Raw genomic sequence first — 26,393 nt, 5'->3', positions numbered from 1 at the left:
CCTCAGCGCGCCGCAGGCAGGCTGGCGCGGTTGGTTCCGGGCCGCGTACCACGCGCGGGCTCGTCCAAGATCGCCAGCACCTCGTCGCGCGGCGCGGCATGGCGGTCGCGCAGATGCCCGACCTCGCCCTCGAGGCGGGTGACCTCGGCGCTGCGCAGCTTGGCCTCGCGGCGGAAATGCGCCTCGCGCATCCATTCCCAGACCAGACCGGCCAGCATGCCGGCGGCGAAGGCCACGAAGATCACCAGGAACAGCGGCAGCGCGATCGTCCAGGTGCCGCCCAGATACTGGCCGAAATTCGCCGGAAAGGCCGACAGGGTCACGATCTCGCGGTTGGCCAAGGCCACGCCGACCAGCACAAGCGCCAGCAGCGCGACAAAGATCAGACGGATGAAGCGCATGAGAATTCCTCGGGTTGCGGATGGCGAAGGGGCCACCCTGTTCTACGCCGCTCAGGCATCGCCGTTCAAGCGGTCGCGCAGCAGCTTGCCGGTCTTGAAGAACGGCACGTGCTTTTCGTCGACCTCCACCGATTCGCCGGTGCGCGGATTGCGCCCCGTGCGCGAATCGCGCTTCTTGACCGAGAAGGCCCCGAAGCCGCGCAGCTCCACCCGGTCGCCGCGGGCCATCGCGTCGATGACCTCCTCGAAGACCGTGTTCACGATCCGCTCGACATCCCGTCGGAACAGGTGAGGATTTTCATCGGAAATCTTCTGGATCAGCTCGGACCGGATCATGTCTTCCCCCAAATGGACGGGTCATTCCTGCCACGGCGAACGAAAGCGCCTCTGCGCGAGGACAGCGTGGCACCGCCCTTGTGATCCCGATAACGCCGGACAGAAGTCACTGGTTTCATAGCGTTGCCAGCTTTGATTCCGGCGTGCAAGCCGGATGCGGCCCCGCCCGCGGCGCGGGCATGAAAAAGCCCGCCCCGGATGCACCGGGGCGGGCGATGTCGGACCGGGTGGTTCCGATCAGCTGTTGCGGTTCAGCGCCGCACCCAGGATGTCACCCAGCGACGCGCCCGAATCCGAGCTGCCATAGGTGTCGATCGCTTCTTTCTCTTCCGCGATCTCGCGGGCCTTGATGGACAGGCCCAGACGGCGGGTCTTGGTGTCCACGTTGGTCACGCGGGCATCGACCTTGTCGCCGACATTGAAGCGCTCGGGGCGCTGGTCCGCACGGTCGCGGGCCAGATCCGAACGGCGGATGAACGACTTCACGCTGTTGAACTCGACCTCGATCCCGCCTTCCTCGATCGCGGTGACCTCGGCGGTCACGATCGAGCCACGCTTCACGCCGTCAACCGCTTCGGCCATGTGCTCGTTCTCGAGCGACTTGATCGACAGGCTGATACGCTCTTTCTCGACATCCACGTCCTGCACGACCGCCTTGACGACGTCGCCCTTGCGGAAGTCCTGGATCGCATCCTCGCCCCGGGCATCCCAAGAGATGTCCGACAGGTGAACCATGCCGTCGATGTCGCCGTCCAGACCCACGAACAGACCGAATTCGGTGATGTTCTTGACCTCGCCCTCGATGACGGTGCCGGTCGGGTGCGTTTCCGCGAAGACTTCCCACGGGTTGCGCATGGTCTGCTTCAGACCCAGCGACACGCGGCGCTTGGCCTCGTCGATCTCCAGCACCATCACTTCGACTTCCTGAGAGGTCGAGACGATCTTGCCCGGATGCACGTTCTTCTTGGTCCAGCTCATTTCGCTGACATGGACCAGACCCTCGACACCGGCTTCCAGCTCCACGAAGGCGCCATAGTCGGTGATGTTGGTGACGCGACCCTGATGGACCGATTCGATCGGGAACTTGTCCGCGACCGTATCCCACGGATCGGCCTGAAGCTGCTTCATGCCCAGGCTGATGCGGTGGCTGTCCTTGTTGATCTTGATGACCTGGACCTTGACGGTCTCGCCGATCGCCAGGATCTCGGACGGGTGGTTGACGCGACGCCAGGCCATGTCGGTGACATGCAGCAGGCCGTCGACGCCGCCCAAGTCCACGAACGCACCGTATTCGGTGATGTTCTTCACGACGCCGTCGATCGACTGGCCTTCGGTCAGGTTGGCGATGACCTCGGCGCGCTGCTCGGCGCGGCTCTCTTCCAGAATGGCGCGACGCGACACGACGATGTTGCCGCGGCGACGATCCATCTTCAGGATCTGGAAGGGCTGCTTCAGACCCATCAGCGGGCCCGCATCGCGCACGGGGCGCACGTCGACCTGGCTACCGGGCAGGAAGGCGACAGCGCCGCCCAGATCGACCGTGAAGCCGCCCTTGACGCGACCGAAGATGGCGCCCTCGACGCGCTCCTCGCTCTCGTAGGCTTTTTCCAGACGATCCCAGGCTTCCTCGCGGCGGGCCTTCTCGCGGCTGATCGAGGCTTCACCACGGGCGTTCTCGACGCGGTCCAGATAGACCTCGACCTCGTCACCGACCTTGATGGTCGATTCTTCGCCCGGATTTGCGAATTCCTTCAGATCGACGCGGCCTTCCATCTTGTAGCCGACGTCGATGATGGCCTGACCCGCCTCGATGGCGATGACGCGGCCTTTGACAACGCTGCCCTCGTCGGGGGTGTCAATCTCGAGGCTTTCATTCAGAAGGGCCTCGAACTCCTCCATAGTCGCTTTAGCGCACATGCGTATGCAGTTTCCTTTGTGTCTGTTTTCCGGCCTGACGGTTGGCTCCGCCGGTCTTTATGGTGCCTCGAGGGCAACGCCAAAGGGTCGCGGCGTGACGCCCGACCCGGTGGAAAGCGGCCTGTTCTGGCCATGTCGCCCGTTTGACTGCGGTCCCCTTACCCGCGATCGGGGCAAAATTCAACGGCTAAACGCGCCGCCACACGCCCGAGGCGCGACTATAGCGGGCGATCTCGGGCTCTCCGAAGCCCTGCCCGCCCATCGGGGCCATGTGACGTTCCAGCCGCAGCTCGGTGCCCTCGATCTCCAGCAGCGCGAATTCATTCTGCACGTCGGTGACCCTGGCGCACAGCGCGGTGCCCGTCTGGATCTGCAGCACGCGGGGATAGCGCCCGGTCGCCAGCAGATCGTCCACCGCCCAGCGATGCAGATGCCCCGACAGCACGACATGCACGCCCGCCGCCTCCATCCGGCGCAGCCCCTCGGCCGCCTGCCGCGCCAGGGCCTTGTCCACCCGGGGCAGCTGCTGCAACGGATGGTGCAGGACGGCGATGTTCGTGCCCAGCGGATCGACATGCTCGATCACGCGGGCGACCTCACCGGCGCGGATCTTGCCGCGCTGCCAGGAATAGGGGTCCGCGCTGTTGATCGCCATGACCCGCACATCCCCCGCCTGCGCCCGGGGCGTCAGCGAGGGGCCAAAGACCTTGCGATAGTCGCGGAACGGCCAGAAGGTCCGCGCGACCAGGTTCCACAGCGGCACGTCGTGATTTCCGGGCAGGCAGATCAGCGGCGCCGCGATCCGGTCCAGGAAGGCCCGCGCCTGCGCCATCTGGCCGGTCAGCCCGCGATGGGTCAGATCGCCCCCCACGGCCACCAGGTCGGGCTGCAGCGCGGCGATGCGTTTCAGCAGCGGCGCCTCCAGCGTGGCGCGGTGAAAGCCGAAATGCAGGTCGGTCAGATGCAGGATGCGCGTCACCGGGTCAGGCCTCGTCACGGGCGGTCTTGCTGACGCCGTCGCGCGGCAGCAGCACGCGCAGGCCGTCATGGCGCACCTGCAGCCGGAAGGGGCTGTCCAGCGTGGCCTTCTCCCCGTCATGGGCGACAAGCTGGCGCCGCTTGGGCGTCTCGATCTGCAGCTCGTCGGTCAGGATCAGGTCGAAATCGTCATCCTTGGCGCTTTGCCCCACCGCCATGCGCAGGGCCGAGCGCATCAGCGGCAGCGGCTTCTTGGCCTTGGCGATCAGCACCGCGAACTCGCCGCGTCGGATCTCGGCCGCGCCCTCCAGCCCGAAGCTGTCCAGCTGATAGGCGCTGCGCGCGACGAAGACCAAGGCGCTGGTATAGCGGCGGGATTCGCCCTCCACCCGGGCCACCAGCTGCATCGGGTTGCGCAGCCGCCGCAGCGCCACCAGCACCGACCAATAGGCCGCCAGCCGCGACCGGCCCCAGCGCTTGTAGATCCCCTCGCGGGTCTTCAGGATCTGGGGATAGGCGCCGAAGCTGAGATTGTTGAGAAAGATCAGACCGTTCACGTCGCCCACATCGACGGCCTCGACCCGTGCGTCCAGGATCGTCTCCAGCGCGTCCTCGACGGTCTCGCCGACGCCCAGATCGCGCGCGAAATAGTTGAAGGTGCCGCCCGGCAGGACGCCCATGATGGTCTCGCTGCCCGTCAGCGCGTCCGCCACCGCCGATTGCGTGCCGTCGCCGCCTGCCGCGATGATCAGGTCGAACTCCTCGCCCGCCACCTGCCGCGCCAGTGCGGGCAGGTCGCTGCCCTTGCGGCTTTCGCGTAGCGTGTAGCTGCCGCAAGCCGGCGCCAGCCGTTCCTCCAGCATCTGCCGCAATTCCTGATGCTTCTCCTTGCCCGAGCCGCGATTCATCACGACGCAGACCCGCGCATGCGACAGGTCGAACCCGTCCGTGCTGTCCTGCATAGGTTGCCTGTCCCCGGCCAAACTGTTCTCTCTGCCGATGCAACCCGCAACCCCCGGCAAGGGTTGCATGACCCCTCAGAGGCGGCGGGCCGCTTCCAGCGCCGAGGGCTTCAGCCCCTGCCCGCCGCTCTCCAGAAAGGCCAGCAGCTGGGCCCGCATCCGCGGTTCCCAATAGTCGCGCAGATGGTCGGCGACCTTCTCGGCGGGATCGCCGGGCTGGCTGTCGAAGAAGGTGGCGATCTGGTTGGCCATCATGACCATCTTTTCAGGCGACATCGGACACCTCGGCACGCAGCCTCTCGGGGTGGGAAAACAGATCGAAGCCCTCGCCGCGCGCAAACGCCGCCAGCGTGATGCCCGACCCTTCGGCCAGGCGCAGCGCATGGGCCGTGGGGGCGGACACCGCGATCAGCACCGCGCCTCCGGCCATCGCGCATTTCTGCACCATCTCAACCGAGACGCGGCTGGTCAGCACGAAGGCCCCCTGCCCGGCATCCAGGCCCTGGCGGACCATCGCGCCGATCAGCTTGTCCAGCGCATTGTGACGGCCCACGTCCTCGCGGGCCAGCACGATGCCCCGACCCGGGATCAGGAAGCCCGCCGCATGGACGGCGCGGGTCTGGTCGTGCAGCGGCTGCCAGCGGCGCAGATCCTCGGTCGCCCCGGCGATCTGGGCCGCGTCCAGCACCGGCCCGACGCCGTGCAGGTCGGGCAGCGCGCGCACCGCCTCGTCCAGGCTGTCGATGCCGCACAGCCCGCAGCCCACCGGCCCCGCCATGAAGCGACGCCGCGCCGACAGCGCCTCGGCGCGATCCTCGCCCAGCCACATCTGCGCCTCGACGCCCTTGGGATGGGTCATCACCTCCAGCCGCTCGATCTGGCCCGCATGGGTCACGATCCCCTCGGTCAGGGAAAACCCCACCGCGAAATCCTCGAGGTCCGAGGGCGTGGCCATCATCACGGCCTGGGTCGAGCCGCCATAGACCATCGCCACTGGCAGTTCCTCGGGCAGGGCGCGGGAGACGCGGCCGCGACGGCCGGCCCGGACATGGGTGGCGGTCGCGGCATGGACGGGGGCAGGCAGGGTCACGTGGTTCACTCCGCGGCTGACAGGATCCGCCGTGACCTTTCGGCCTGTGCATTGTAGGTTTCCTGCCAGTCCGAGGGACCGTTGGACGGGCTGACCTGCACGGCGGTGACCTTGTATTCGGGGCAGTTCGTCGCCCAGTCCGAAAAATCGGTCGTCACCACGTTAGCCTGCGTCGCCGGATGATGGAAGGTCGTATAGACCACCCCCGGAGAGACCCGTTCCGTCAGCGTCACCATCAGCGTGGTCTCCCCCGCCCGGCTGGCCAGCCGCACCCAGTCACCGTCGCTGATGCCGCGCGTCTCGGCATCATGGGGATGGATCTCCAGAACGTCCTGGCCGTGCCAGACGCTGTTCTCGGTCCGCCGGGTCTGCGCGCCCACGTTGTATTGCGACAGGATCCGCCCGGTGGTCAGCAGCAGAGGGAAGCGCGGCCCCGTGCGCTCGTCCGTGGCCACGTATTCGGTGACCATGAAATGCCCCTTGCCGGTCTGGAACCCGTTCACATGCATGACCGGCGTCCCTTCGGGGGCGTTCTCGTCGCAGGGCCATTGCACGCTGCCCAGCTCCTCCAGCCGCTCGTAGCTGACGCCCGTGAAGCTGGGCGTGGTCGAGGCGATCTCGTCCATGATCTGGGACGGGTGGGTATAATGCCAGGCCGGGCGCCCGTCCTCCTTCAGCAGGGCATTGGCCAGCATCTGGGTGATTTCCCAGTCCTCATAGCCGTTGCGGGGCGCCATCACCTTGCGCACGCGGTTGATGCGGCGTTCGGCATTGGTGAAGGTGCCGTCCTTTTCCAGGAAGCTGCTGCCCGGCAGGAAGACATGGGCATAGTTCGCCGTCTCGTTCAGGAACAGGTCGTGCACGATCACGCATTCCATCGCCCGCAGCCCGGCGGCGACGTGATGGGTGTCGGGATCGGATTGCAGGATGTCCTCGCCTTGGCAATAGAGGCCCTTGAACGTCCCCTCGACCGCCGCATCTAGCATGTTGGGAATGCGCAGCCCCGGCTCGGGATCGATCTCGACGCCCCAGACCTCCTCGAAGATCGCGCGGACATTGGGCAGCTTCACATGGCGGTATCCCGGCAGCTCGTGGGGGAAGGATCCCATGTCGCAGGCGCCCTGCACGTTGTTCTGGCCCCGCAGCGGGTTCACGCCCACGCCGGGCCGCCCGATATTGCCGGTCAGCATCGCCAGGTTCGCGATCGCCATCACGGTGGTCGAGCCCTGGCTGTGCTCGGTCACGCCCAGCCCGTAATAGATCGCGCCATTGCCGCCCTTGGCGAACATCCGTGCCGCCGCGCGCAGGTCGGCGGCGGGCACCCCGGTCACCGCCTCGGTCGCCTCGGGGGCGTGGCGGGGATTGCTGATGAACTCGGCGTAATGCTGGAACTCGTCCCAATCGCAGCGGTCGCGGATATAGGCCTCGTCCATCAGCCCCTCGGTCACGATCACATGCGCGAAGGCGCTGACCACGGCCACGTTGGTGCCGGGCCGCAGCGGCAGGTGGTACTGCGCCTCGACATGGGGGCTGCGCACGATGTCGGTGCGGCGCGGATCGACGACGATCAGCTTGGCCCCGGCCCGCAGGCGCTTCTTCAGCCGGCTGGCAAAGACCGGGTGCCCGTCCGTGGGGTTCGCGCCGATGATCAGCACCACGTCGGTGTGTTCGACGCTGTCGAAATCCTGCGTGCCCGCCGAGGTGCCGAAGGTCTTGCCCAACCCATAGCCCGTGGGCGAATGGCAGACACGGGCGCAGGTGTCGGTGTTGTTGTTGCCAAAGACCGCGCGGGTCAGCTTCTGGACCAGATAGGTCTCCTCGTTGGTGCAGCGGCTGGAGGTGATGACCCCCACCGACCGCTTGCCGTGCCGCTCCTGGATGCCGCGCATCCGGGCGGCGGCGAAGGACAAAGCCTCGTCCCAGGCCACCTCGCGCCACGGCTCGTCGATGCTGTCGCGGATCATCGGCGACAGGATGCGGTCCTGATGGGCGGCATAGCCATAGGCGAAGCGGCCCTTGACGCAGCTGTGCCCGCGGTTGGCCTTGCCGTTCTTCCACGGCACCATGCGGACCAGCCGGTCGCCGTTCATCTCGGCCTTGAAGCTGCAGCCCACCCCGCAATAGGCGCAGGTGGTGATGACCGACCGCGTGGGCGTGCCCAGCTCGACCACCGATTTCTCCTGCAGGGTCGCGGTCGGGCAGGCCTGCACGCAGGCGCCGCAGCTGACGCAATCGCTGGTGAAGAAGTCATCCGCCGCCATGCCCGCCCTGACGCGGCTGTCGAAGCCCCGGCCCTCGATGGTCAGCGCGAAGGTGCCCTGCACCTCGTCGCAGGCCCGCACGCAGCGGGAACACACGATGCACTTGCTGGGATCGTAGGTGAAATAGGGGTTGCTGTCGTCCTTGGGGATAAATTGCGGATTGTCCTGCCCGCCGCGCAGCCGCGCCTCGGCCTGGGACCGCGCGCCGGTGCCCGAGGGGTCGAAATGGTTGTCGCCGGGCGCATAGCGCACGTCGCGCAGGCCCACCTGCCCCGCCGTGTCCTGCAATTCGCAATCGCCATTGGCCGCGCAGGTCAGGCAGTCCAGCGGGTGGTCGCTGATGTACAGCTCCATCACGCCCTTGCGCAGCTTGCGGATCTTGTCGGACTGGGTGCGCACGACCATGCCCTCGGCCACCGGGGTCGTGCAACTGGCGGGCGTGCCGCGCCGCCCGTCGATCTCAACCACGCACAGGCGGCAGGACCCGAAGGCCTCCAGGTTGTCGCTGGCGCAGAGCTTGGGGATCTCGATTCCGGCCACGAAGGCCGCGCGCAGGACCGAGGTACCCTCGGGCACCACCACCTCGAACCCGTCGATGGTCAGCGCCACCGGGGCGCCCTGCCGGGCGGGGGTGCCCATGTCGCGCTCGTCGCCCGGGGGGAACTGGGGGAGGATGAAGTCCTTCATTCGGCGGCCTCCTTCAGGGTGGCGAAATCGTCTGGAAATTGCGTCAGCGCGGACATGACGGGATAGGGGGTGAACCCCCCCAGGGCGCAGAGCGACCCGTCCTTCATCGTCTCGCACAGATCGCTCAGCAGGGCAGCGGCATTGGGGTCGCCCGCAGCGATGCGGTCGATGGTCTCGACCCCGCGCACCGCGCCGATCCGGCAGGGCGTGCATTTGCCGCAGGATTCGATGGCGCAGAACTCCATCGCGAAGCGCGCCATCTGCAGCATGTCGGCGCTGTCGTCGAACACGACCAGCCCCGCATGGCCGATCAGCCCGCCCGCGGCGTCGAAATCCTCGTATCCCATGGCCGTGTCGAACTTCGACACGGGCATGTAGGCGCCTAAGGGACCCCCCACCTGCACCGCCTTGACGGGCCGCCCCGACAGGGTGCCGCCGCCGATGTCGTTCACGACCTCGCCCAGGGACATGCCGAAGGCCGTCTCGAACAGCCCGCCGCGCCGGACATTCCCGGCGATCTGCAGCGTCACCGTGCCGCGCGACCGGCCCAGCCCGAAATCTGCATAATGCTGCGCGCCGCGCTCGAAGATCACCGGGATGGTGGCCAGGCTGATCACGTTGTTGACCACGGTGGGCTTGCCCAGGAACCCCTCCAGCGCGGGCAGCGGCGGTTTTGCCCGCACCGTGCCGCGCTTGCCCTCCAGGCTGTTCAGCAGGCTGGTCTCCTCGCCGCAGACATAGGCGCCTGCACCCACGCGGACCTGCATGTCGAAGGCCCGGCCACTGCCCAGCACATCCGCCCCCAGCATCCCGCGCTGGCGGGCGATCACCACGGCGCGTTCCAGCACCTCGATCGCCACCGGATATTCCGACCGCATGTAGACATAACCGCGCGTAGCGCCGACGCCCAGACCCGCGATGGCCATCCCCTCGATCAGGGTGAAGGGATCGCCCTCCATGATCATGCGATCGGCGAAGGTGCCGCTGTCGCCCTCGTCGGCATTGCAGACGATGTATTTCTGATCCGCCCGCGCCTCGGCCACGGTCTTCCACTTGATGCCGGTCGGAAAGCCCGCGCCGCCGCGCCCGCGCAACCCGCTGGCGGTGACCTCGGCCACGATGGCGGCGCTGTCCAGGCCGATGGCGCGGCGCAGGCCCACCAACCCGCCAAGGGCCGCGTAATCGTCCAGATCCAGCGGATCGATCACCCCGCAGCGCGCGAAGGTCAGCCGCGTCTGGCGGCGCATCCAGTCCAGATCCTCGACCGGGCCCAGGCTGTTCATCCGACCGTCCAGCAGGGCGGGCACGTCGGCGGGCGTGACCGGGCCATAGCCCACGCGCCCCTCGCCTACATCGACCTCGACCAGCGGCTCCAGCCAGACCATCCCGCGCGAGCCGTTGCGGATGATCTGCACGTCCATGCCGCGCGCCTTGGCCTCGCGGGCCAGCGCCTCGGCCACCGCATCGGCACCAAGCGCCTTGGCGGCGCTGTCCAGGGGAACCCAGATCCTCATGATGCAGCCTCCAGTTCGGCGGCCAGCCGGGCGGCATCGACCCGGCCCAGCACGCGGCCATCGATCATCGCGGCGGGCCCGCAGGCGCACAGCCCCAGGCAATAGACCGGCTCGACCGTCACCGCGCCATCGGCGGTCGTGCCGTGCCAGTCCACGCCAAGCCGCGCCAGCGTCTCCTGCGCCACGGCGGTGCCGCCGACGGACTGGCAGGCCTCGGCCCGGCAGATCTTCAGCACATGGCGACCGGTGGGGTGGTCGCGGAAATCGTGATAGAAGCTGATGACCCCGTGCACCTCGGCCCGACCCAGGTTCAGCACATCGGCCAGCACCGGCACGGCGGCCTGCGGGACATGGCCCCAGACCTCCTGGATGGCGTGCAGCATCGGCAGAAGCGGCCCCTCCAATCCGGTCAGGGGGGCGATGACATCCCGGATTTCTTCGGGAAGCGGGGCTGGCGCGGTCGACTGCATGGCTGGCCTTTCAGGTTCGAACCCCCATCAGACCGCCATTCATGCGTCAAATCAATATCGCAGTTCCGTCGAACGATAGGCATTGCCTATCGAACCATGCGCCGCGCCTCGGTCAGCAGCGCCTCCAGCACCGGGGTATGGGGTTCCCGCCACGGCGCGATCAGGCCCACCGCATGGCCCGGCCCCTCGCCCTCCATCGGCATCAGCGACAGGGGCTTGCCCTGCGTCAGGAAGCCCGCGATGTCCTGCGGCAGGATCGTCAGCCAGCCGCCCGCCAGCACCTGCGAGACCAGCACCACGGTCGAGTTCGATTCGACCATCGCCAGCGGGCTGACCCCGGCATCCGTCAGGCGGCGGTTGATGATGCGGCGGTTCTGCATGTCGGGGGTCAGAAGGCACAGCCGCTGCCCGTCCAGCGCCGACCAGGCCACCGATGCCTGCCCCGCCAGAGGGTGATCCCGCGGCGCCACCAGCGCATAGCTTTCGTCATAGAGGGGCACCGCGCTGACCTTGCCCAGAGGCTCATTGTCGAGATAGGAAATGCCCGCATCCACCTGAAGATCCTCGATCATCTGCAGGATCTGGACCGAACTGCGCGACAGGATGGTGAAGCCCACATTCGGATGCGCCTTGCCGTATCGCGCCGCCAGCCGCGCGGCCCAGGTCAGCGCGGTCGGCACCACCGCGATGCGCAGCCGCCCCGACAGGCCGTGGCGGGTGGCGCGCATCTCGTCCTTCAGCTGGCGCGCATCCCCCACGATGCGCCGCGCCCAGACCAGCGCCGACTGCCCCTCGGGCGTCAGCCCGCCATAGCGCGAGCCGCGAAAGATCAACAGCACGCCCAGGGACTCCTCCAGCTGCTTGATCCCGGCGGACAGGCTGGGCTGGGTGATCCCCAGGGCGCGGGCGGCGCGGCCGAAATGGCCCTCCTTGGCGACGGCCAGGAACATCTCCAGCTTGTCGATCATCGCGCGGTCCCCCTTGGGCGCGCATCAGGCCGCAGGCGGGGGGCGGGGTCAAGGCGCTTGCGGGCGGGGCAGCGGGGCGGCACAGTCGGGCGATGACGACGGTCCTGCTGATCCACGGCGCCTGGCATGACGGTGGCTGCTTCGCGGCGCTGGCCCGGGCGCTGGCCGCGCACGGGCATCGGGCGCTGTGCCCCGACCTGCCGGGGGCGCCCGGCACCGGGCTGCAGGACTGCGCGGACGCCCTGCCATCCGCGCCGGTCGTGCTGGGCCATTCCATGGGCGGCATGGTGGCCGAGGCGCTGGCGCTGGCCCGCCCGCCGCGCCTGCTGATCCATCTGTGTTCCTATCTGCCCCTGCCGGGCGACAGTCTGGCGGCGCTGGACCGCCTGCTGCCCCGCCCCCCGCGGCGCTGGCCCCGCGACGCGTCAGGCAGCCTGATCCTGCCGTTCGAGGCCGCGCGGGCGATGATGTATCCTGACCTGCCCGAAACGGTTGTGGCGCCCGCGCTGGCCCGCCTGCGCCCGCAGCCCGTGGGACCGCTGCGCGACCCCCTGCCGGGGCCGTCGCGGGCCGCGGTGCGGCGGCACTATCTCCTCTGCAATGGCGACCGCGCGATCCCGCCCGCCCTGCAGCGCGCCATGATCGCCCGCGCCCCCGTCGAGCATCTGCACGAAACCCCTTGGGGCCATTCGCCTTTCCTGTCCGACCCACAGGATCTGGCTGCCCTGCTGGACCGGATCCTGCGGGCCGAGGGGCTGGCCGCCGCCCCGTGACCGGGCCGCGCGCCACCCCTTGCAGATCGCGCAAATCCTTGCTCTCTGTCCCGGGTGGCGCCGTCCCCGGCGCATCCCCCGGCAAGGACGCGACCGTGACCCTGACGCATCTGGCGACCTTTGCCACCGCCCTCGCCGGAGCGGCGCTGTTCGTGGCCCTGGGCCTGCCCCTGCCGTGGCTGCTGGGCCCGATGATCGCATGCCTGATCGCGGCGCTGCTGGGCCAGCGGCTGGCGGGCACGGGGCAGATCGGCATCTTCATGCGGACGTTCCTTGGCGTCGCGGTCGGCGCCTCGATCACGCCCGACGTGCTGGCCGGGCTGCCCGCGATGGCGGTGTCGCTGTCCATCGTGCCCGTCTTCGTGGGCGTGATCGCGGCGGTGGGCTATCCGCTGTTCCGCCGAGTCTTCGGCTTCGACCACCCGACCGCCTGGTACGCCGCCATGCCCGGCGGGCTGCAGGACATGCTGATCTTCGGCGAGGAGGCGGGCGGCGACATCCGCGCCCTGTCGCTGATCCACGCCACCCGCGTGCTGGTCATCGTGACCGTGGCGCCGCTGATCATGACGCTGTGGTGGGGGCTGGACCTGACCGCGCCGCCCGGGGCGCCGCTGACCTCGGTCGCGTGGGGCCAGCTGGCGCTGATGGCCGGGGCCGGGCTGATCGGCTGGAAGGGGGGCGAGCGGTTGGGCCTCTTCGGCGCCTCGATCCTGGGGCCGATGATCCTGACGGCGGCGCTGTCGCTGGCGGGGATCATCCAGACCCGCCCCCCGGCCGAGGTCATCCAGGCCTCGCAGTTCTTCATCGGCATCGCCATCGGCGCGAAATACATGGGCATCACCGGGCGGGAACTGCGCATCGACGTGACGGCGGGCGTCGTCTATTCGCTGATTCTGGCCGTCATCAGCCTGATCTTTCTGGAGGCGATCCACCTGCTGGGCCTGGCCCCGGGGCTGGACGCCTTCCTGGCCTTCCTGCCGGGCGGCCAGGCCGAGATGGTGGTGATCGCCATCATCGCGGGCGCCGATCTGGCCTATGTGGTCAGCCACCACATCCTGCGGATCGTGCTGGTGATCCTGCTGGCCCCGATCGCAGCCCGGCTGATGCGTTAGTCGACCTCGACCGCGATCACCGCCAGACAGTCGCCCGACTGGACAAGGCCCGGGAAATGCCGCGCCGCGACCAGGCCCGCACGGTTGGCGGTCACGGTGACGGGCGCCACGCCGGTGCGGTCGGCGGGCCAGATCTGCGCCAGCGCCTGCCCCTCGGACACCCGCTCGCCCAGATCGGCCAGCGGATGCATCAGCCCGTCGCTTGGCGCGAAATGGAAGCAGTCGTCGCCCGGCATGTCCAGCATCCGGCTGTCCTCGGCGCCCTCGACCTCGCCAGACAGGATGCCCGCATGGCGCAGCAGGTTCCTGGCGCCGCGGATGGCGATGCGGGCGCTGGCGGCGGTGGCGGTGCCGCCGCCCCCCAGCTCGGTCGTGACGAAGACCTTGCCCTGCGCCTCGACCTCGGTGTCGAACATGCCCACCGCATCGATCTCGCGCATCATCATCGACCACGGCGCGGCAAAGGCCCGCATTGCCGCCACGCAGGCCGTTTGCTGATCCTCGTCGTTCAGGTAATGCGCCGCCGCATAGGGCAGGAAGTCTAGCGTCTTGCCGCCTGAATGATAGTCCAGCACCAGATCCGAGATCGGCACCAGCGCATGGCTGATGTAATGCGCGATCTTCTGCGTCACGCTGCCATCGGCCCGGCCCGGAAAGCAGCGGTTCATGTTGACCTGATCGATCGGGCTGACCCGCGTGCCCGCACGGAAGGCGGGCGCGTTCATCGTCGGCAGGATGATGACCCGGCCCTGCACCTGGGTGGGCTCCAGCTCCCATGCCAGTTGCTGCAGGGCGATGGGGCCCTCGTATTCGTCGCCGTGGTTGGCACCGGTCAGCAGCGCCGTGGGCCCTTCCGAGCCCACGATGACGGTCAACGGGATCAGCACGCTGCCCCATGCGCTGTCGTTGCGCGAATGGGGCAGGCGCAGGAAGCCGTGATGCTTGCCGGGCTGATCCAGCGGGATGGTGGGACGGATCGGGTTCATGCCTTCACCAGCATCCGGCGCGGGATGGAACAGAACAGCTCGGGCTCGGCCTCGGTGATGACCAGCGACTCGGTCGTCTCGTAGCCCCAGCCCTCCATCCACAGGCCCGTCATGAAGTGGAAGGTCATGCCCGGCTTCAACTCGGTCCGGTCGCCCCGGCGGAGCGACATGGTGCGTTCTCCCCAGTCCGGCGGATAGGACAGGCCGATCGGATAGCCGGTGCGGTTGTCCTTGACGATGCCGTGGCGGTCCAGGACCGTGAAGAAGGCGTTGGCGATATCCTCGCAGGTATTGCCCGCGCGGGCGGCGCCCAGGCCCGCCTCCATCCCTTCCAGCACGGCCTTCTCGGCCTCCAGCATCTCCTGCGGCGGCTTGCCCAGGAAGATCGTGCGCGACAGCGGGACGTGATAGCGCTGATAGCAGCCGGCGATCTCGAAGAAGGTGCCCTCGTCCACCTTCATCGGCTGGTCGTCCCAGGTCAGGTGCGGGGCGGCGGCATCCGGCCCCGAGGGCAGCAGCGGCACGATGGCGGGATAGTCGCCGCCATGGCCCGACCATTCGTCATAGCGCAGGCCCGCATCATAGATCTCGGCCACCAGGTCGCATTTGCGCATGCCGACCTCGATCTTGTCGGCGATGCGGCGGTGCATGCGTTCGACGATCCGCGCGGCCTTGCGCATGTATTGCAGCTCCTTGGGCGTCTTGACCGCGCGCTGCCAGCTGACAAGGCCGGTCGCGTCCAGGATCTGCGCCTCGGGCAGGCCGTGGACCAGGCGCTCATGCGCCTTGGCCGAGTAGTAATAGTTGTCCATCTCGACGCCGATGAAGCCGGTATGCCAGCCCCGGTCCGCCAGCTGCGCCCAGAGATAGTCCATCGGGTGCCGCTCGGTCGATTGCACGTAATGGTCGGGATAGCCGATGATGTGGTCATCGCTCATCCACACCGTGCGCAGGGCGCCCTGGGCATCCTGCCCGCGCCCGAACCACAAAGGCGCCCCGGTCGGCCCCACGATCACGCATTGATGGACATAGAAGGACCAGCCGTCATAGCCGGTCAGCCATGCCATGTTCGACGGATCGCTGACGATCAGCAGATCGAGGCCCAGCTTTTCCATGCTGGCGCGGGTCTTCTTCAGGCGCTCCTCGTATTCGGCGGTCGAGAAGCGTTCGGGCGTCCTTTGCAGTTCAGGCATTCGGGTCGTCTTTCGAAAATGCGTCCAGCGCATGGGTGGCAATGGCAGTGTCCTGCACGCCGGTTCCGGTCAGATCGCAGATGGTGATCTGGTCGGGGGACTGGCGGCCGGGATGGGTGCGGGCGATGATCTGGCCCAATTCGGGATGCTCGCCGTCAGGCATCGTGCCCGCGGAGATGGCGGCGCGCAGCTCGCCCATCAGGCGGGTCTGGCTGGTGCGGTCCGCGACATACAGGTCGGCGCGGGCCAGGCAGTCGGGATGCAGCTCGGCCTTGCCGGGCTGGTCGCTGCCCATCGCGGTGACGTGCTGGCCGGGGCGCAGCCAGTCGGCCTGCAGGATCGGCTGCGTCGCGGGGGTGGTGGTGACGATGATATGGGCCTGCCCTGCCGCCTCCGCGGGGTCGGCGGTCGCGGTGACGCGGCAGTCGGGGCTGTCCAGCTCGCGCGCCAGCGCCTGCGCGCGGGCCGCATCCCGCGCCCAGATCACCGCATGGGTCAGCGGCCGGACCAGCCGCAAGGCCTGCAGTTGCAGCCGCGCCTGCATTCCGGCGCCGAAGATCGCCGCGCGGGTCGCGTCCGGTCGCGCCAGATGCCGCGCCGCCACGCCGCCCGCCGCCGCCGTGCGGATGTCGGTCAGATAGCCGTTGTCCAGCAGCACCGCCCGCACCCGCCCCGTCAGCGCGTCCAGTACCACCATCAGCCCCGAGGTCGAGGGCAGCCCGCGCCCCGGATTGTCGAAGAACCCGGGTGAGATCTTGACCGCAAACCCCTGAAGTCCCGGCACATAGGCGGTCTTGACGTCCACCTCTCCGTTCACCTGCGGCAGGTGCATCGACAGGACCGGCGGCATCACCACGCCGCCCCCCGCCAATCGGGCGAAGGCCGCCTCGACCACGTCGATGGCGGCCAGGTCCAGGGGGACGCGGGCGCGCAGGTCGGGTTCGGACAGGATCAGCGGGGTCATGCGGCCTCCAGCAGCCGGGCATGCTGCGCGGGGTCGATATTGGCGCCCGACAGGATCAGGACCAGCGGGAACGGCCCGCCAAGGCGCCCGGCCAGCACGGCGGCGGCGCCCACGGCGGCGGCGCCCTCGACCACATGACCCTCGGACGCCAGATGGCGGATGCCGGTGGCGATCTGATCCTCGGTCAGCAGGATCAGATCGTCCATCAGGTCGCGCACCATGGGGAAGGTCAGCCGATTGCCCAGCCCGATGCCGCCGCCCAGGCTGTCGGCCAGCGTCGGCAATTCGGCGACCTCGACGGGCTGGCCTGCGGCAAGACTGGCGGCCATGGCGGCGCCGCGATCCATGCTGATCCCGATGATGCGGATGTCGGGGCGCAGCGCCTTGGTGGCCGCCGCGACCCCCGCCAGCAAGCCGCCGCCCGACAGGGGCACGGCAATGCTGGCCGCCTGCGGGATCTGGTCGAGGATCTCCAGCGCCAGCGTGCCCTGCCCCGCGATCACGTCCGCATGGTCGAAGGGCGGGATCAGCGCGAAGCCTTCGTCCCGGGCCAGACGGTGCGCCTCGACGAAGGCGTCGTCCTGGCTGTCGCCGACGATCCGCGCCTCGGCGCCAAGGGCGCGGATCGCCTCGACCTTGTTGGCGGGCACCAGGCGCGACATGCAGATCACCGCGCGCAAGCCCCGGGCGCGCGCCGCATGGGCCAGCGCGCGGCCGTGATTGCCGGTCGAGGCGGTGGTGACCCCCGCCACCTTCCCCAGCCCCGCCACGGCATTGGTCGCGCCACGCAGCTTGAAGGCGCCGGTGGTCTGGCGGTGTTCCAGCTTCAGCCAGACCTCGCCCCCGGCGCGTTCCGACAGCGCCGCCGACAGGGCGACGGGGGTGCGCAGCACGTCACCGCCGATGCGCTCCCGGGCGGCCAGCACCTGATCCAGCCCTACCATGTGCGCGCCCGGAACAGCGCGCCGGGCCCGGCCGCGGGGATCGCTGCGATGTCCAGCATCGCCCAGAACAGCACCTGGTTCGAGGTCAGGACCGGCTTGCCCAAGCGCGCCTCCAGATCGTCGATCAGGCCAAGCGCGGGCAGCGCGGTGCAGGACATGAACAGCGCCTGCGCGTCGGGGTGATCGCTCTCCTCGGCCATCTCGATGATCTCGGCGTCGCGCAGCATGGCCATGTCGCGGTCGTCGGCATGGCCCATCGAGCTGCGCCGCAGCACCTGCACGCCATGGGCCTGGAAGTGATCGCCGACCAGATCGGTGGTCGCCGCCAGATAGGGCGTCATCAGCGCCACCCGGTCCAGCCCAAGCGCCGCGAAGCCCCGCAGCGCCGCGCCCGCCGGCGTGGTGACCGGGGCGCGGCCGCCCGCCAGTCCCTCGATCTGATCGCCCAGCACCGCCGACGCCGAGGTGCAGCCGAAGCCGATCCCCGCAAGCGTGATGCCCGGCACCAGCAGGTCGACCGCCGCCCGCAGGCGCGGGCCGGTGAGGCGCAGGTTCTCCTCGGTCGTGGGGTTGTCGAAGGCGATGCGCGTGACATGCAGCTGCGTGTCGCGCGGCATCAGGACGGCGGCGTCGCCCTCGATGGTCAGGTCGGTGGCCAGGGTCACCAGGCCGAAGCGGGTCAGGCTGTCGCGGCGCATGCCGATCAGCCCGAGATCGCCAGATCGCGCAGGAACAGCGCGATCTGCGGGAAGAAGATCAGCGCGACCGAGACCGACAGCAGGATGATGATGAAGGGCGGGGTGCCCCGGATCACCTCCCAGTAGGGCCTCCGGAAGACGGCGATGGCCGTGAAGATGTCGCAGCCGAAGGGCGGCGTGGCGCTGCCGATGGCCACCTGCAGCGTGACGATGGTGCCGACCAGCACCGGGTCGAGGCCGGTGGCCTGCACCACGGGGGCGAAGATCGGCACCAGGATCAGGATGACCACGATCGGATCGACGAACATGCAGCCGATGAAGAAGGCGATCGAGATGGTGAAGAGGACGCCATAGGGCCCCATCGTGTCAATGCCGATGCCGCCCAGGATCTCCTGCGGGATCTGCGCGAAGCTGATGACATAGCTGAAGGCCGCGCCCGCGCCGACCAGGATGAACACGACCGCCGTGATCAGGCCGGTCGATTTCGCCGTGGCGTACAGCTGGCGCGGGGTCACCTCGCGGAAGATGACCATCTCCAGCAGCATGGCGTAAAGCACGCAGGCCGCAGCCGCCTCGGTGGGCGAGAAGATGCCGCCATAGATGCCGCCGATGATGATCGCCGGAAAGCCCAGGGGCCAGATGGCGCGGCGCATGGCGCGGAACCGCTCGGGCCAGGTGGCGGCGGGTTCGGTCGGCACGTTGTGGCGCACCGCGTAGATGTAGGAATAGATGGAGAACAACAGCAGGATCAGCAGCCCCGGCCCGATGCCCGCCAGGAACAGTTCGGAGATCGAGGTGCCCGAGACCACGCCATAGATGATCATCCCGATCGAGGGCGGGATCAGGAAGGCGATGTCGGAGGCGTTGATGATCAGCGCCAGCGTGAAGCGGTCGGAATAGCCCGCCTTCAGCAGGCGCGGGCGCAGCGGGCCGCCCACCGCCACCACGGTCGCCTGCGTCGATCCCGACACCGCGCCGAACATCGTGCAGGCCCCGGCGGTCGAGATCGCCAGCCCGCCCTTGATATGGCCCAGAAAGGCCATGACCAGGTTGATCAGCCGCTCGGCCGACTGGCCGCGGGTCATGATCTCGGCGGCGAAGATGAACATCGGCACGGCGATCAGGCTGGAGGGCTGGATGCCCGCCACGACCTGCTGGACCAGCGTCTCCAGTTGGCCCAGGCCCCCGAAGAGGCCCACGAAGCCCACCATGGACCCGATGATCAGCGGCACCATCATCGGGAAACCCAGCAGCAGCAGCACGATCATCGTGCCCAGAATGGCGGCGGTCATGGGGCGCTGTCCTTGTGCGGCAGGTCATAGCCGTCGCGTGTCGCGGTCGACAGCCAGATTTCGGGATCGGTCAGGTTCTTCAGCGCGGTCAGCGCGTATTGCAGCCCGGTCAGGAACAGGCCCGCCGGCACCCAGACCAGGACCCACCATTGCGGGATGCTCAGCGCGGGCAGCACCCGGCCCCGCCCGGCGGTGGTCATCACATAGGACAGCGCGTACCAGGACAAGGCCAGCAGCAGCACCGCCGTCACGGTCGAGATCATCACCATCATCGCCTTGCGCGCCCGGAAGGGCAGCGCGTCGGTGATGGCCGACATGCGGATGTGCCGCCCGTGCCGCGCCGCATAGGAGATGCCGGCAAAGGTGATCAGCACGATCAGCCCCTGGTTCACTTCCTCCGCGAAATAGAGCGACTGGCCGAAGACGAAGCGCCCGACGACATTGGCGACCGTCATCGCGGCCATGGCCAGGACCCCGAAGGCCAGCGCGAAGGCCTCCATCCGCGCGATCACCTTGTCGATCAGGCCAAGCGGCCCGGGCAGACCCGATTCGTACAGTCCATCATCGATGTCGTCCTGGGCCTGCGTCGCCTCGGCGGCGGCCAGGATCTCGGCATCGACGGTCGTGGTGTTGGGGGGGGCATCGTGGGGGCCAGGCCCACCGGGATCGACATCGCGCGTCATGGCCACCTGTGCCTCGAATGGGTTGGTCGGAGGACCCGGCCGCGACGGCGACCGGGTCCGGATTTGGTCGGGATCAGCTGGCGGCGGCTTCCAGATCGGCCTTCATCTGGTCCAGCACCTCTTGCGCGCGCGGCCCACCGATCTCCAAGAAGGTCGCCTCGACATCGGCGGCGGTCTCGCGGAAGGGGGCGCGCTGCTCCTCGGTCAGGGTGGTCATGGTCATGCCGGGCTTGGCCTCCATGATCGTCTCCAGCGCGGTCTCGGTCAGGCCCTGCTGATACTCGATGATGTGGTCGAAGGCCGCGTCGGCGGCCGCCTGGATCACCTGCTGGTCCGCCTCGTCCAGCCCCTCGAAGAACTCCTGGTTGGCCATCAGCGCGGTGGTGAAGTTGTTGTGGCCAAGCCGGGTGATGTGGTCGGTGACCTCGTACATCCGCGTCGATTCGATGAAGAAGGCCGGGTTCTCCTGGCCGTCGATGATGCCGGTCTGCAACCCGCCATAGACCTCGCCCCAGGCCAGCGGCGTGGGCGTGGCGCCGAAGGCGCGATAGCTTTCGACCAGCAGCGGGTTGGTCATCACCCGCACCTTGACGTTGCTCAGGTCCTCGGGGGTTTCCACGGGGGCCTTGGTGGTCAGCATGACCTCGCCCTCGGGATACATCTTCAGCAGCTCCAGGCCCTGCTGGGCGTAAAGCTCGGGGAAGATGTCGGTGATGGTCTCCGAATTGCGGAAGAAGCTGACCAGCTGGTCCTGGTCCTCGGGCAGCAGGTAGGGCACGAAGAACACCTGCGCCTCGGGGATCAGCGCGCCAGTGAATCCGGGCGACTGGTTCACGAACTGCAGGATGCCCGACTGCGCCTGTTCCATGATGTTGTCGGATTCGCCCAGGGTGCCGAAGGGGAACAGCTGGACCTCGTGGTCGGAATTGGCCTCGACCTCTTCCTTGAACTTCTGGGCATAGACGCCTTGGACCTCGTCCAGGGCCTCCTCGAAGGCATAGCGCCAGGTGTCGGCCATGGCGGTGCCCGAGCCCAGGATCAGGGCGGTGATGCTGGCGGTCGTCAGGGTCTTGATGGTCATGAGATACCTCCGTTGGACGGGCCGTCCCGACGCGGCGCGTCTGCGGCCCTTGATGCAGGATTCGGGCGGATTTGCCCGTGCCGGCTTGGCCCGAGAGTTCGAACGAAGCGGATTCCAAGTCAATTTCTATATTAAATCATGACAATTCCCGGGCCGAGAGTCAAACCGGGGGGTGCCCGGTCCCGCCTTCAGCGCCCGCGTCGGGGGTCAGGATTGCCGAAAGGATGCGCAGCGCCTGGTCCAGATCGCGCATCGGCACGCCCCCAATCGAGACGCGCAGCGCCGGGCCCTGGGGCTGCATGGCAAAGCCCGCGCCGGGGGCCAGCGCGACCTGCCGGTCCAGCGCCTCGGCCAGGGTCCCCGCCTCGTCGCCGCCGGGCGGCAGCGGCAGCCAGCGGTGCAGCCCGTGCAGGAATCCCTGCGATCCGGGCAGGATCCGCGCCGCCAGGCGGTTGCGGGCGGACAGCTCGGTCCGCTGCGCGGCCAGCAGCGCGTCGGCGGTGCCGCCGGTGATCCAGTCCTGCGCGATCTCGGCCATCAGCGGCGTCGCCATCCAGGCCATCGACAGATGCCGGTTCAGCGCGACCTCTGCCAAATTTTCGGGCATGGCGAGAAAACCGAGCCGCAGTCCCGGCGACAGGCATTTCGACAGGCCGGTGAAGTAGAAGCTGCGCTCGGGCGCGAAGCTGGACAGGGCGGGGGGTCGGCGCGGTGGCATCGGCCCGGTCGGATCGCTTTCCAGGATGATCAGCCCGGCCTGCGTGGCGGCGCGCGCCAGCGCCTCGCGCCGGTCGCGGTCCATGATCTGCGCCAGGGGCCCGCCACCCGAGGGCAGCAGGAACACCGCCTTCATCCGCCCGCCCGAGGCCCGCGCGGCGGCGATCAGCGCGTCGGGATCCATGCCGCGCTCGTCGCCCGCGATGCCCTTCAGCCGCAGGTGCAGGTGCTGGGCGGCGGGGCGCAGCGTGTGGCAGGTGGCGGATTCGGTGGCGATGATGTCGCCGGGCTGGGCGGTGCAGGACAGCGCCACGAACATCGCGGGCGTCGTGCCGTTGGTGATCAGGATGCGCTGCGCGGGCACCACCATGCCGCAGCGCGCCAGCCAGGCCGCCGCCATCCCACCATAGAGCGCCATGGTCTGGCGGGGCCGGAACGACATCATCGCGGGTCCCGGCAGCCGGTCCGACAGGCGCATCAGCGTGGCCGACCAGGCCTGGGCGATCTGCGGCAGGGCCACCGGGGTCATCATGGACAGGTCGATCGGCGGCCGGTCGGTGGGCGCGCGGAACCACGGCACCTCGATCGTCTCGCGCGGGCCTGCCCGCACGAAGCTGCCCCGCCCCACCTCGCCCGAGATCAGGTCGGCGCGGATAAGCTCCTCATAGGCGCGGCTGACGGTCTGCACGCTGACGCCCAGCTGCCACGCCAGATCGCGATGCGGCGGCAGGCGGGCGCCGGGCGCCAGGCTGCCCGCATCGATGGCCGCCGCGACCCCCTGGGCCAGGCTGCGATAGGCGGGGCGGGTGATATCGGTGCGACGAAGGGGCCAATGCGACATGGCCCGCAGGATCGCGTGGCCGGGCCCGATTGACAAGCCGCGCGGCGGCGGGAACAACCGCCCCCATGATCCCGCCCCGCAGCCCCCGCCTGGACGACCGCGACATCGCCATCCTGGCGATCCTGTCGCGCGAGGGGCGCATCGCCAAGACCGACCTGGCCGCCCGCGTGAACCTGTCGCCCACCCCCTGCTGGGACCGCATGCGACGGCTGGAGCAGGCGGGCCTGATCCGGGGCTACCGGGCGCAGGTCGATCTGGCGGCGCTCGGGCCGCATGTGCAGGTCTTCGTCACGGTCGAGCTGGACAGCCACCGCGCCGAAAGCTTCCAGATGTTCGAACGGGTGATCGCGCGCACCGATGCCGTCACCGGCTGCTGGGCCATCGGCGGCGGCTACGACTACCTGATGCAGGTGATCGCGCCCGACGTGGCGGCCTTCCAGGCGCTGATGGACGGGCTCTTGGACAGCCGGGCCGGGGTGCGGCGCTATTTCAGCTATATCGTCACCAAGCCGGTCAAGGACCAGCCCCCGGCCTCGGCCCTGCTGGGCTAGAGAAATCCCCGGCGGGCGCGCGCCACAACAGAGGAATCCTCTGCCCCCCTGGTCCCGAACAGGCAAATCCCCTGCAAGCCCTGCGTCATGATGCGGCAAGACCAAGAGAGGTGAGAGATGTTCGACGACCACCAGAGCCAACTGACCGAACGGCTGGCCGATCACGGGCTGCTGCCCGGACGCGGCGACTTTCCCGCCCAGGGGCGCCTGGCCGTTCGCGATCCCGCCACCGGCGCGCTGGTCGCGCAGGTCGCCGTCAGCGACGCGGCCGGCGCCCGGGCGGCGGTGGATGCGGCCCATGCCGCCTTCCCCGCCTGGTCGGCCATGCTGCCCCAGCACCGCGCCACCATCCTGCACCGCTGGCACGCGATGATCCTGGAGGCGCGCGAGGACCTGGCCCGCATCATGACCGCCGAACAGGGCAAGCCCGTCAGCGAGGCGCGCGGCGAGATCGACTATGCCGCCAGCTTCGTGGCCTTCTATGCCGAGGAGGCGCTGCGCCCCAATATCGAGGGCGTGACCAGCCACCTGCCCGATGCCGAGATGGAGCTGTGGCGCGAACCCGTGGGCGTCGCCGCCCTGATCACGCCCTGGAACTTCCCCTGCGCGATGATCACCCGCAAGGCCGCCGCCGCCCTGGGCGCGGGCTGCACGGTGGTGATCCACCCGTCCGCCGAGACGCCCCTGTCGGCGCTGGCGCTGGCCGTGCTGGCACGGCGCGCGGGCTTCCCCGAGGGCGTCGTGAACACCGTCATCGGCGACGCCGCGACCATCGTGGGCGAATGGACGGGCGACGCCCGGGTCCGCGCGCTGTCCTTCACCGGCTCCACGGAAGTCGGGCGACTGCTCTATCGCCAGTCGGCCGACACGGTGAAGCGGCTGGTGCTGGAGCTGGGCGGCCACGCGCCCTTCATTGTGTTCGAGGGCTGCGATCTGGACCGCGCCGTGACCGAGGCCGTCAAGGCCAAGTTCGCCACCTCGGGTCAGGATTGCCTGGGCGCCAACCGCTTCTACATTCACCGTCCCGTCTATGACGACTTCTGCGCCCGCTTCACCGCGGCGGTCGAGAAACTGACCCTGGCGCCCGGCATGCAGGACGGCGATCTGGGTCCGCTGATCCACGACCGCCAGATCGCCAAGCAGGAGGCCCATGTCGAGGACGCGCTGTCCCACGGCGCACGTCTGCTGACCGGGGCGGGGTCGCGCAGGATCTGGGGCCGCTGTTCTTCCAGCCGACCGTGCTGGCCGACGTGACCGACGACGCCCTGATCATGCGCGAGGAGACCTTCGGTCCCGTCGCCGCCCTGTCGGTCTTCGAAACCGAGGACGAGGTGATCGCGCGCGCCAATGCCAGCGAATACGGGCTGGTGGCCTATGTCCACAGCCTGGACCCGCGCCGGATCTATCGCGTGAGCCGGGCGTTGCAATACGGCATGGTCGCCGTGAACCGCACCAAGGTCACCGGCGCGCCGATCCCCTTCGGGGGGATGAAGCAGTCCGGGATCGGCCGCGAGGGCGCCCGGCAGGGGCTCGAGGCCTTCACCGAAATCAAGTATGTGTGCCGCGATTGGGCCTGAGGAGATGACGATGCTGACCAATGACGAACTGGCGAAATGGGACCGCGAGAACTTCTTCCACCCCTCGACCCATCTGGCGCAATTCGCGCGCGGCGAGGCGCCGCAGCGCATCGTCACCGGCGGCGAGGGCTGCCACATCACCGACCGTGACGGCAACAGGCTGCTGGACGGCTTCGCGGGCCTCTACTGCGTGAACGTGGGCTATGGCCGCCAGGAGATCGCCGAGGCGATTGCCGACCAGGCGCGCGAGCTGGCCTATTACCACTCCTATGCCGGCCACGGCACCGAGGCCTCGATCACGCTGGCCAAGATGGTCATGGACCGCGCGCCGGAGGGCATGGCGCGGGTCTATTTCGGCCTGTCGGGATCGGATGCGAACGAGACCAACATCAAGCTGGTCTGGTACTACAACAACATCCTGGGCCGCCCGAAGAAGAAGAAGATCATCAGCCGCTGGCGCGGCTATCACGGGTCGGGGCTGATGACCGGCTCGCTGACCGGCCTCGACCTGTTCCACAAGAAGTTCGACCTGCCGCTGGAGCAGGTGATCCATACCGAGGCGCCCTATTACTTCCGCCGCCCCGACGCCTCGATGTCCGAGGGCGACTTCGTGGGCTATTGCGTCGACAAGCTGGAGGCGCTGATCCAGGCCGAGGGCGCCGACACCATCGCCGCCTTCATCGGCGAGCCGGTGCTGGGCACGGGCGGCATCGTGCCCCCGCCCGCAGGCTACTGGCCCGCCATCCAGGCGGTGCTGGACGCCCATGACATCCTGCTGATCGCCGACGAGGTGGTGACGGGCTTTGGCCGCCTCGGCACCATGTTCGGGTCGGATCACTACGGCATGAAGCCCGACCTGATCACCAGCGCCAAGGGCCTGACCTCGGCCTATGCGCCGCTGTCGGCCTCGATCGTGGGGCAGCGCATGTGGGACGTGCTGGCGCGCGGCACCGACGAGAACGGGGTCATGGGCCATGGCTGGACCTATTCCGCCCATCCCATCGGCGCCGCCGCCGGGGTCGCCAACCTGACGCTGATCGACAGCCTGGGGCTGGTCGAGAACGCGGGCACGGTCGGCGCCTATCTGAACGAACGGATGACCGCCGCCTTGGGCGATCACCCCCATGTGGGCGAGGTGCGGGGCGAGGGGATGCTGTGTGCGGTCGAGCTGATGGCCGACCGCGATGCGCGGACGTTCTTCGACGCCGCCGAGGGCAAGGGCGCCAAGGTCGTGGCCGCGATGGTCAAGCGCGGCGTCATCGCCCGCGCCATGCCGCAGGGCGACATCCTAGGCTTTGCCCCGCCCCTGTGCCTGACGCGCGAGGAGGCCGACACGATCGTCGACGTGACGGCGGAGGCGGTGGCCGAGGTGCTGGGCTGAGGCTCATACGTCCCGC

At 68.8% G+C, this 26,393-nt stretch carries 24 protein-coding genes and 1 pseudogene; 5 read left to right on the top strand and 20 right to left on the bottom strand.

Annotated features, from left to right (window positions below; genetic code table 11):
- Positions 1 to 2 precede the first annotated feature (2 nt).
- The 11 genes from E4191_RS06500 to E4191_RS06450 form a co-directional block, all read right to left on the bottom strand.
- Positions 3 to 401: a lipopolysaccharide assembly protein LapA domain-containing protein gene (locus E4191_RS06500; RefSeq protein ID WP_135312685.1), complete on the bottom strand. Its 399-nt coding sequence runs from the start codon at positions 399 to 401 to the stop codon at positions 3 to 5.
- Positions 402 to 452: 51 nt separating this feature from the next.
- Complete coding sequence (gene ihfB, locus E4191_RS06495; protein WP_135312684.1) at positions 453 to 737, bottom strand: integration host factor subunit beta; 285 nt, start codon at positions 735 to 737, stop codon at positions 453 to 455.
- A gap of 237 nt (positions 738 to 974) precedes the next feature.
- Positions 975 to 2,654 carry a 30S ribosomal protein S1 gene (rpsA, locus tag E4191_RS06490; RefSeq protein ID WP_135312683.1) on the bottom strand — a complete coding sequence of 560 codons (1,680 nt, stop codon included), beginning with the start codon at positions 2,652 to 2,654 and terminating at the stop codon, positions 975 to 977.
- 187 nt (positions 2,655 to 2,841) lie between these two features.
- Entirely contained in the window at positions 2,842 to 3,651 is an 810-nt protein-coding gene (locus E4191_RS06485; protein ID WP_228461611.1) for a metallophosphoesterase family protein, read from the bottom strand.
- Positions 3,638 to 4,594, bottom strand: a complete 957-nt coding sequence (locus E4191_RS06480; RefSeq protein WP_135312682.1) for a diacylglycerol/lipid kinase family protein — start codon at positions 4,592 to 4,594, stop codon at positions 3,638 to 3,640. The genes E4191_RS06485 and E4191_RS06480 overlap by 14 nt, the downstream gene beginning before the upstream one ends.
- 75 nt (positions 4,595 to 4,669) lie before the next feature.
- Complete coding sequence (locus E4191_RS06475) at positions 4,670 to 4,870, bottom strand: formate dehydrogenase subunit delta (RefSeq protein ID WP_135312681.1); 201 nt, start codon at positions 4,868 to 4,870, stop codon at positions 4,670 to 4,672.
- Entirely contained in the window at positions 4,860 to 5,678 is an 819-nt protein-coding gene (fdhD, locus tag E4191_RS06470; protein WP_135314356.1) for a formate dehydrogenase accessory sulfurtransferase FdhD, read from the bottom strand. The genes E4191_RS06475 and fdhD overlap by 11 nt, the downstream gene beginning before the upstream one ends.
- Positions 5,679 to 5,689: 11 nt before the next feature.
- Positions 5,690 to 8,632 carry a formate dehydrogenase subunit alpha gene (fdhF, locus tag E4191_RS06465; protein ID WP_135312680.1) on the bottom strand — a complete coding sequence of 981 codons (2,943 nt, stop codon included), beginning with the start codon at positions 8,630 to 8,632 and terminating at the stop codon, positions 5,690 to 5,692.
- Positions 8,629 to 10,146, bottom strand: a complete 1,518-nt coding sequence (locus E4191_RS06460; protein WP_135312679.1) for a formate dehydrogenase beta subunit — start codon at positions 10,144 to 10,146, stop codon at positions 8,629 to 8,631. The genes fdhF and E4191_RS06460 overlap by 4 nt, the downstream gene beginning before the upstream one ends.
- Positions 10,143 to 10,616 (bottom strand): formate dehydrogenase subunit gamma, encoded by a 474-nt coding sequence (locus E4191_RS06455; protein WP_135312678.1) that lies wholly within the window; start codon positions 10,614 to 10,616, stop codon positions 10,143 to 10,145. Before E4191_RS06455 ends, E4191_RS06460 begins: the two co-directional genes overlap by 4 nt.
- 86 nt (positions 10,617 to 10,702) lie before the next feature.
- Complete coding sequence (locus E4191_RS06450) at positions 10,703 to 11,584, bottom strand: LysR family transcriptional regulator (protein WP_135312677.1); 882 nt, start codon at positions 11,582 to 11,584, stop codon at positions 10,703 to 10,705.
- A 92-nt stretch (positions 11,585 to 11,676) separates the two neighbouring features.
- On the opposite strand from E4191_RS06450, the gene E4191_RS06445 reads away from it, so the two are divergent.
- Both E4191_RS06445 and E4191_RS06440 read left to right on the top strand, forming a co-directional pair.
- On the top strand, positions 11,677 to 12,357 hold the full coding sequence (locus E4191_RS06445) for an alpha/beta fold hydrolase (RefSeq protein ID WP_135312676.1): 681 nt from the start codon (positions 11,677 to 11,679) through the stop codon (positions 12,355 to 12,357).
- 95 nt (positions 12,358 to 12,452) lie between these two features.
- Complete coding sequence (locus E4191_RS06440; RefSeq protein ID WP_228461609.1) at positions 12,453 to 13,469, top strand: AbrB family transcriptional regulator; 1,017 nt, start codon at positions 12,453 to 12,455, stop codon at positions 13,467 to 13,469.
- On the opposite strand, the gene doeB is transcribed toward E4191_RS06440, so the two are convergent.
- The 9 genes from doeB to ehuR all read right to left on the bottom strand — a co-directional run bounded on the left by doeB (position 13,466) and on the right by ehuR (position 22,868).
- Positions 13,466 to 14,455: a N(2)-acetyl-L-2,4-diaminobutanoate deacetylase DoeB gene (doeB, locus tag E4191_RS06435; protein ID WP_135312675.1), complete on the bottom strand. Its 990-nt coding sequence runs from the start codon at positions 14,453 to 14,455 to the stop codon at positions 13,466 to 13,468. The genes E4191_RS06440 and doeB overlap by 4 nt on opposite strands.
- On the bottom strand, positions 14,452 to 15,648 hold the full coding sequence (gene doeA, locus E4191_RS06430) for an ectoine hydrolase DoeA (RefSeq protein ID WP_135312674.1): 1,197 nt from the start codon (positions 15,646 to 15,648) through the stop codon (positions 14,452 to 14,454). Before doeA ends, doeB begins: the two co-directional genes overlap by 4 nt.
- On the bottom strand, positions 15,641 to 16,612 hold the full coding sequence (locus E4191_RS06425; protein ID WP_135312673.1) for a cyclodeaminase: 972 nt from the start codon (positions 16,610 to 16,612) through the stop codon (positions 15,641 to 15,643). Before E4191_RS06425 ends, doeA begins: the two co-directional genes overlap by 8 nt.
- The gene (gene eutB, locus E4191_RS06420) at positions 16,609 to 17,556 is read right to left on the bottom strand and encodes a hydroxyectoine utilization dehydratase EutB (protein WP_135312672.1); all 948 of its coding nucleotides are present in this window, start codon (positions 17,554 to 17,556) and stop codon (positions 16,609 to 16,611) included. The genes E4191_RS06425 and eutB overlap by 4 nt, the downstream gene beginning before the upstream one ends.
- Complete coding sequence (locus E4191_RS06415; RefSeq protein WP_135312671.1) at positions 17,550 to 18,254, bottom strand: maleate cis-trans isomerase family protein; 705 nt, start codon at positions 18,252 to 18,254, stop codon at positions 17,550 to 17,552. The genes eutB and E4191_RS06415 overlap by 7 nt, the downstream gene beginning before the upstream one ends.
- 5 nt (positions 18,255 to 18,259) lie before the next feature.
- The gene (locus E4191_RS06410) at positions 18,260 to 19,546 is read right to left on the bottom strand and encodes a TRAP transporter large permease (RefSeq protein ID WP_135312670.1); all 1,287 of its coding nucleotides are present in this window, start codon (positions 19,544 to 19,546) and stop codon (positions 18,260 to 18,262) included.
- Positions 19,543 to 20,229, bottom strand: a complete 687-nt coding sequence (locus tag E4191_RS06405; protein ID WP_135312669.1) for a TRAP transporter small permease — start codon at positions 20,227 to 20,229, stop codon at positions 19,543 to 19,545. Before E4191_RS06405 ends, E4191_RS06410 begins: the two co-directional genes overlap by 4 nt.
- 73 nt (positions 20,230 to 20,302) lie before the next feature.
- On the bottom strand, positions 20,303 to 21,310 hold the full coding sequence (dctP, locus tag E4191_RS06400; protein WP_135312668.1) for a TRAP transporter substrate-binding protein DctP: 1,008 nt from the start codon (positions 21,308 to 21,310) through the stop codon (positions 20,303 to 20,305).
- Between the two features lie 160 nt (positions 21,311 to 21,470).
- Positions 21,471 to 22,868: a MocR-like ectoine utilization transcription factor EhuR gene (gene ehuR / locus E4191_RS06395; protein WP_135312667.1), complete on the bottom strand. Its 1,398-nt coding sequence runs from the start codon at positions 22,866 to 22,868 to the stop codon at positions 21,471 to 21,473.
- Positions 22,869 to 22,933: 65 nt separating this feature from the next.
- On the opposite strand from ehuR, the gene E4191_RS06390 reads away from it, so the two are divergent.
- The 3 genes and pseudogenes from E4191_RS06390 to E4191_RS06380 all read left to right on the top strand — a co-directional run bounded on the left by E4191_RS06390 (position 22,934) and on the right by E4191_RS06380 (position 26,377).
- Positions 22,934 to 23,419 carry an Lrp/AsnC family transcriptional regulator gene (locus E4191_RS06390; protein ID WP_135312666.1) on the top strand — a complete coding sequence of 162 codons (486 nt, stop codon included), beginning with the start codon at positions 22,934 to 22,936 and terminating at the stop codon, positions 23,417 to 23,419.
- Positions 23,420 to 23,536: 117 nt separating this feature from the next.
- Positions 23,537 to 24,996 (top strand): annotated as a pseudogene (locus E4191_RS06385) (NAD-dependent succinate-semialdehyde dehydrogenase).
- Between the two features lie 10 nt (positions 24,997 to 25,006).
- Positions 25,007 to 26,377: an aspartate aminotransferase family protein gene (locus tag E4191_RS06380; RefSeq protein ID WP_135312665.1), complete on the top strand. Its 1,371-nt coding sequence runs from the start codon at positions 25,007 to 25,009 to the stop codon at positions 26,375 to 26,377.
- Positions 26,378 to 26,393: the final 16 nt, after the last annotated feature.

This window comes from Paracoccus liaowanqingii (assembly GCF_004683865.2).
Lineage (GTDB): Bacteria > Pseudomonadota > Alphaproteobacteria > Rhodobacterales > Rhodobacteraceae > Paracoccus > Paracoccus liaowanqingii.
This window is presented reverse-complemented; position numbering and strand designations above follow the sequence as displayed.

Bases quoted from the DNA above. Each gene is read 5' to 3' on its own strand.
- doeB (WP_135312675.1), bottom strand. From the start codon at position 14,455: ATGAACCCGATCCGTCCCACCATCCCGCTGGATCAGCCCGGCAAGCAT.
- E4191_RS06390 (WP_135312666.1), top strand. From the start codon at position 22,934: ATGATCCCGCCCCGCAGCCCCCGCCTGGACGACCGCGACATCGCCATC.
- E4191_RS06460 (WP_135312679.1), bottom strand. From the start codon at position 10,146: ATGAGGATCTGGGTTCCCCTGGACAGCGCCGCCAAGGCGCTTGGTGCC.
- doeA (WP_135312674.1), bottom strand. From the start codon at position 15,648: ATGCCTGAACTGCAAAGGACGCCCGAACGCTTCTCGACCGCCGAATAC.
- fdhF (WP_135312680.1), bottom strand. From the start codon at position 8,632: ATGAAGGACTTCATCCTCCCCCAGTTCCCCCCGGGCGACGAGCGCGAC.
- E4191_RS06415 (WP_135312671.1), bottom strand. From the start codon at position 18,254: ATGCGCCGCGACAGCCTGACCCGCTTCGGCCTGGTGACCCTGGCCACC.
- E4191_RS06455 (WP_135312678.1), bottom strand. From the start codon at position 10,616: ATGCAGTCGACCGCGCCAGCCCCGCTTCCCGAAGAAATCCGGGATGTC.
- E4191_RS06410 (WP_135312670.1), bottom strand. From the start codon at position 19,546: ATGACCGCCGCCATTCTGGGCACGATGATCGTGCTGCTGCTGCTGGGT.
- ihfB (WP_135312684.1), bottom strand. From the start codon at position 737: ATGATCCGGTCCGAGCTGATCCAGAAGATTTCCGATGAAAATCCTCAC.
- E4191_RS06380 (WP_135312665.1), top strand. From the start codon at position 25,007: ATGCTGACCAATGACGAACTGGCGAAATGGGACCGCGAGAACTTCTTC.
- E4191_RS06425 (WP_135312673.1), bottom strand. From the start codon at position 16,612: ATGACCCCGCTGATCCTGTCCGAACCCGACCTGCGCGCCCGCGTCCCC.
- rpsA (WP_135312683.1), bottom strand. From the start codon at position 2,654: ATGTGCGCTAAAGCGACTATGGAGGAGTTCGAGGCCCTTCTGAATGAA.
- E4191_RS06500 (WP_135312685.1), bottom strand. From the start codon at position 401: ATGCGCTTCATCCGTCTGATCTTTGTCGCGCTGCTGGCGCTTGTGCTG.
- eutB (WP_135312672.1), bottom strand. From the start codon at position 17,556: ATGGTAGGGCTGGATCAGGTGCTGGCCGCCCGGGAGCGCATCGGCGGT.
- E4191_RS06475 (WP_135312681.1), bottom strand. From the start codon at position 4,870: ATGTCGCCTGAAAAGATGGTCATGATGGCCAACCAGATCGCCACCTTC.
- E4191_RS06445 (WP_135312676.1), top strand. From the start codon at position 11,677: ATGACGACGGTCCTGCTGATCCACGGCGCCTGGCATGACGGTGGCTGC.
- E4191_RS06480 (WP_135312682.1), bottom strand. From the start codon at position 4,594: ATGCAGGACAGCACGGACGGGTTCGACCTGTCGCATGCGCGGGTCTGC.
- dctP (WP_135312668.1), bottom strand. From the start codon at position 21,310: ATGACCATCAAGACCCTGACGACCGCCAGCATCACCGCCCTGATCCTG.
- E4191_RS06405 (WP_135312669.1), bottom strand. From the start codon at position 20,229: ATGACGCGCGATGTCGATCCCGGTGGGCCTGGCCCCCACGATGCCCCC.
- E4191_RS06450 (WP_135312677.1), bottom strand. From the start codon at position 11,584: ATGATCGACAAGCTGGAGATGTTCCTGGCCGTCGCCAAGGAGGGCCAT.
- ehuR (WP_135312667.1), bottom strand. From the start codon at position 22,868: ATGTCGCATTGGCCCCTTCGTCGCACCGATATCACCCGCCCCGCCTAT.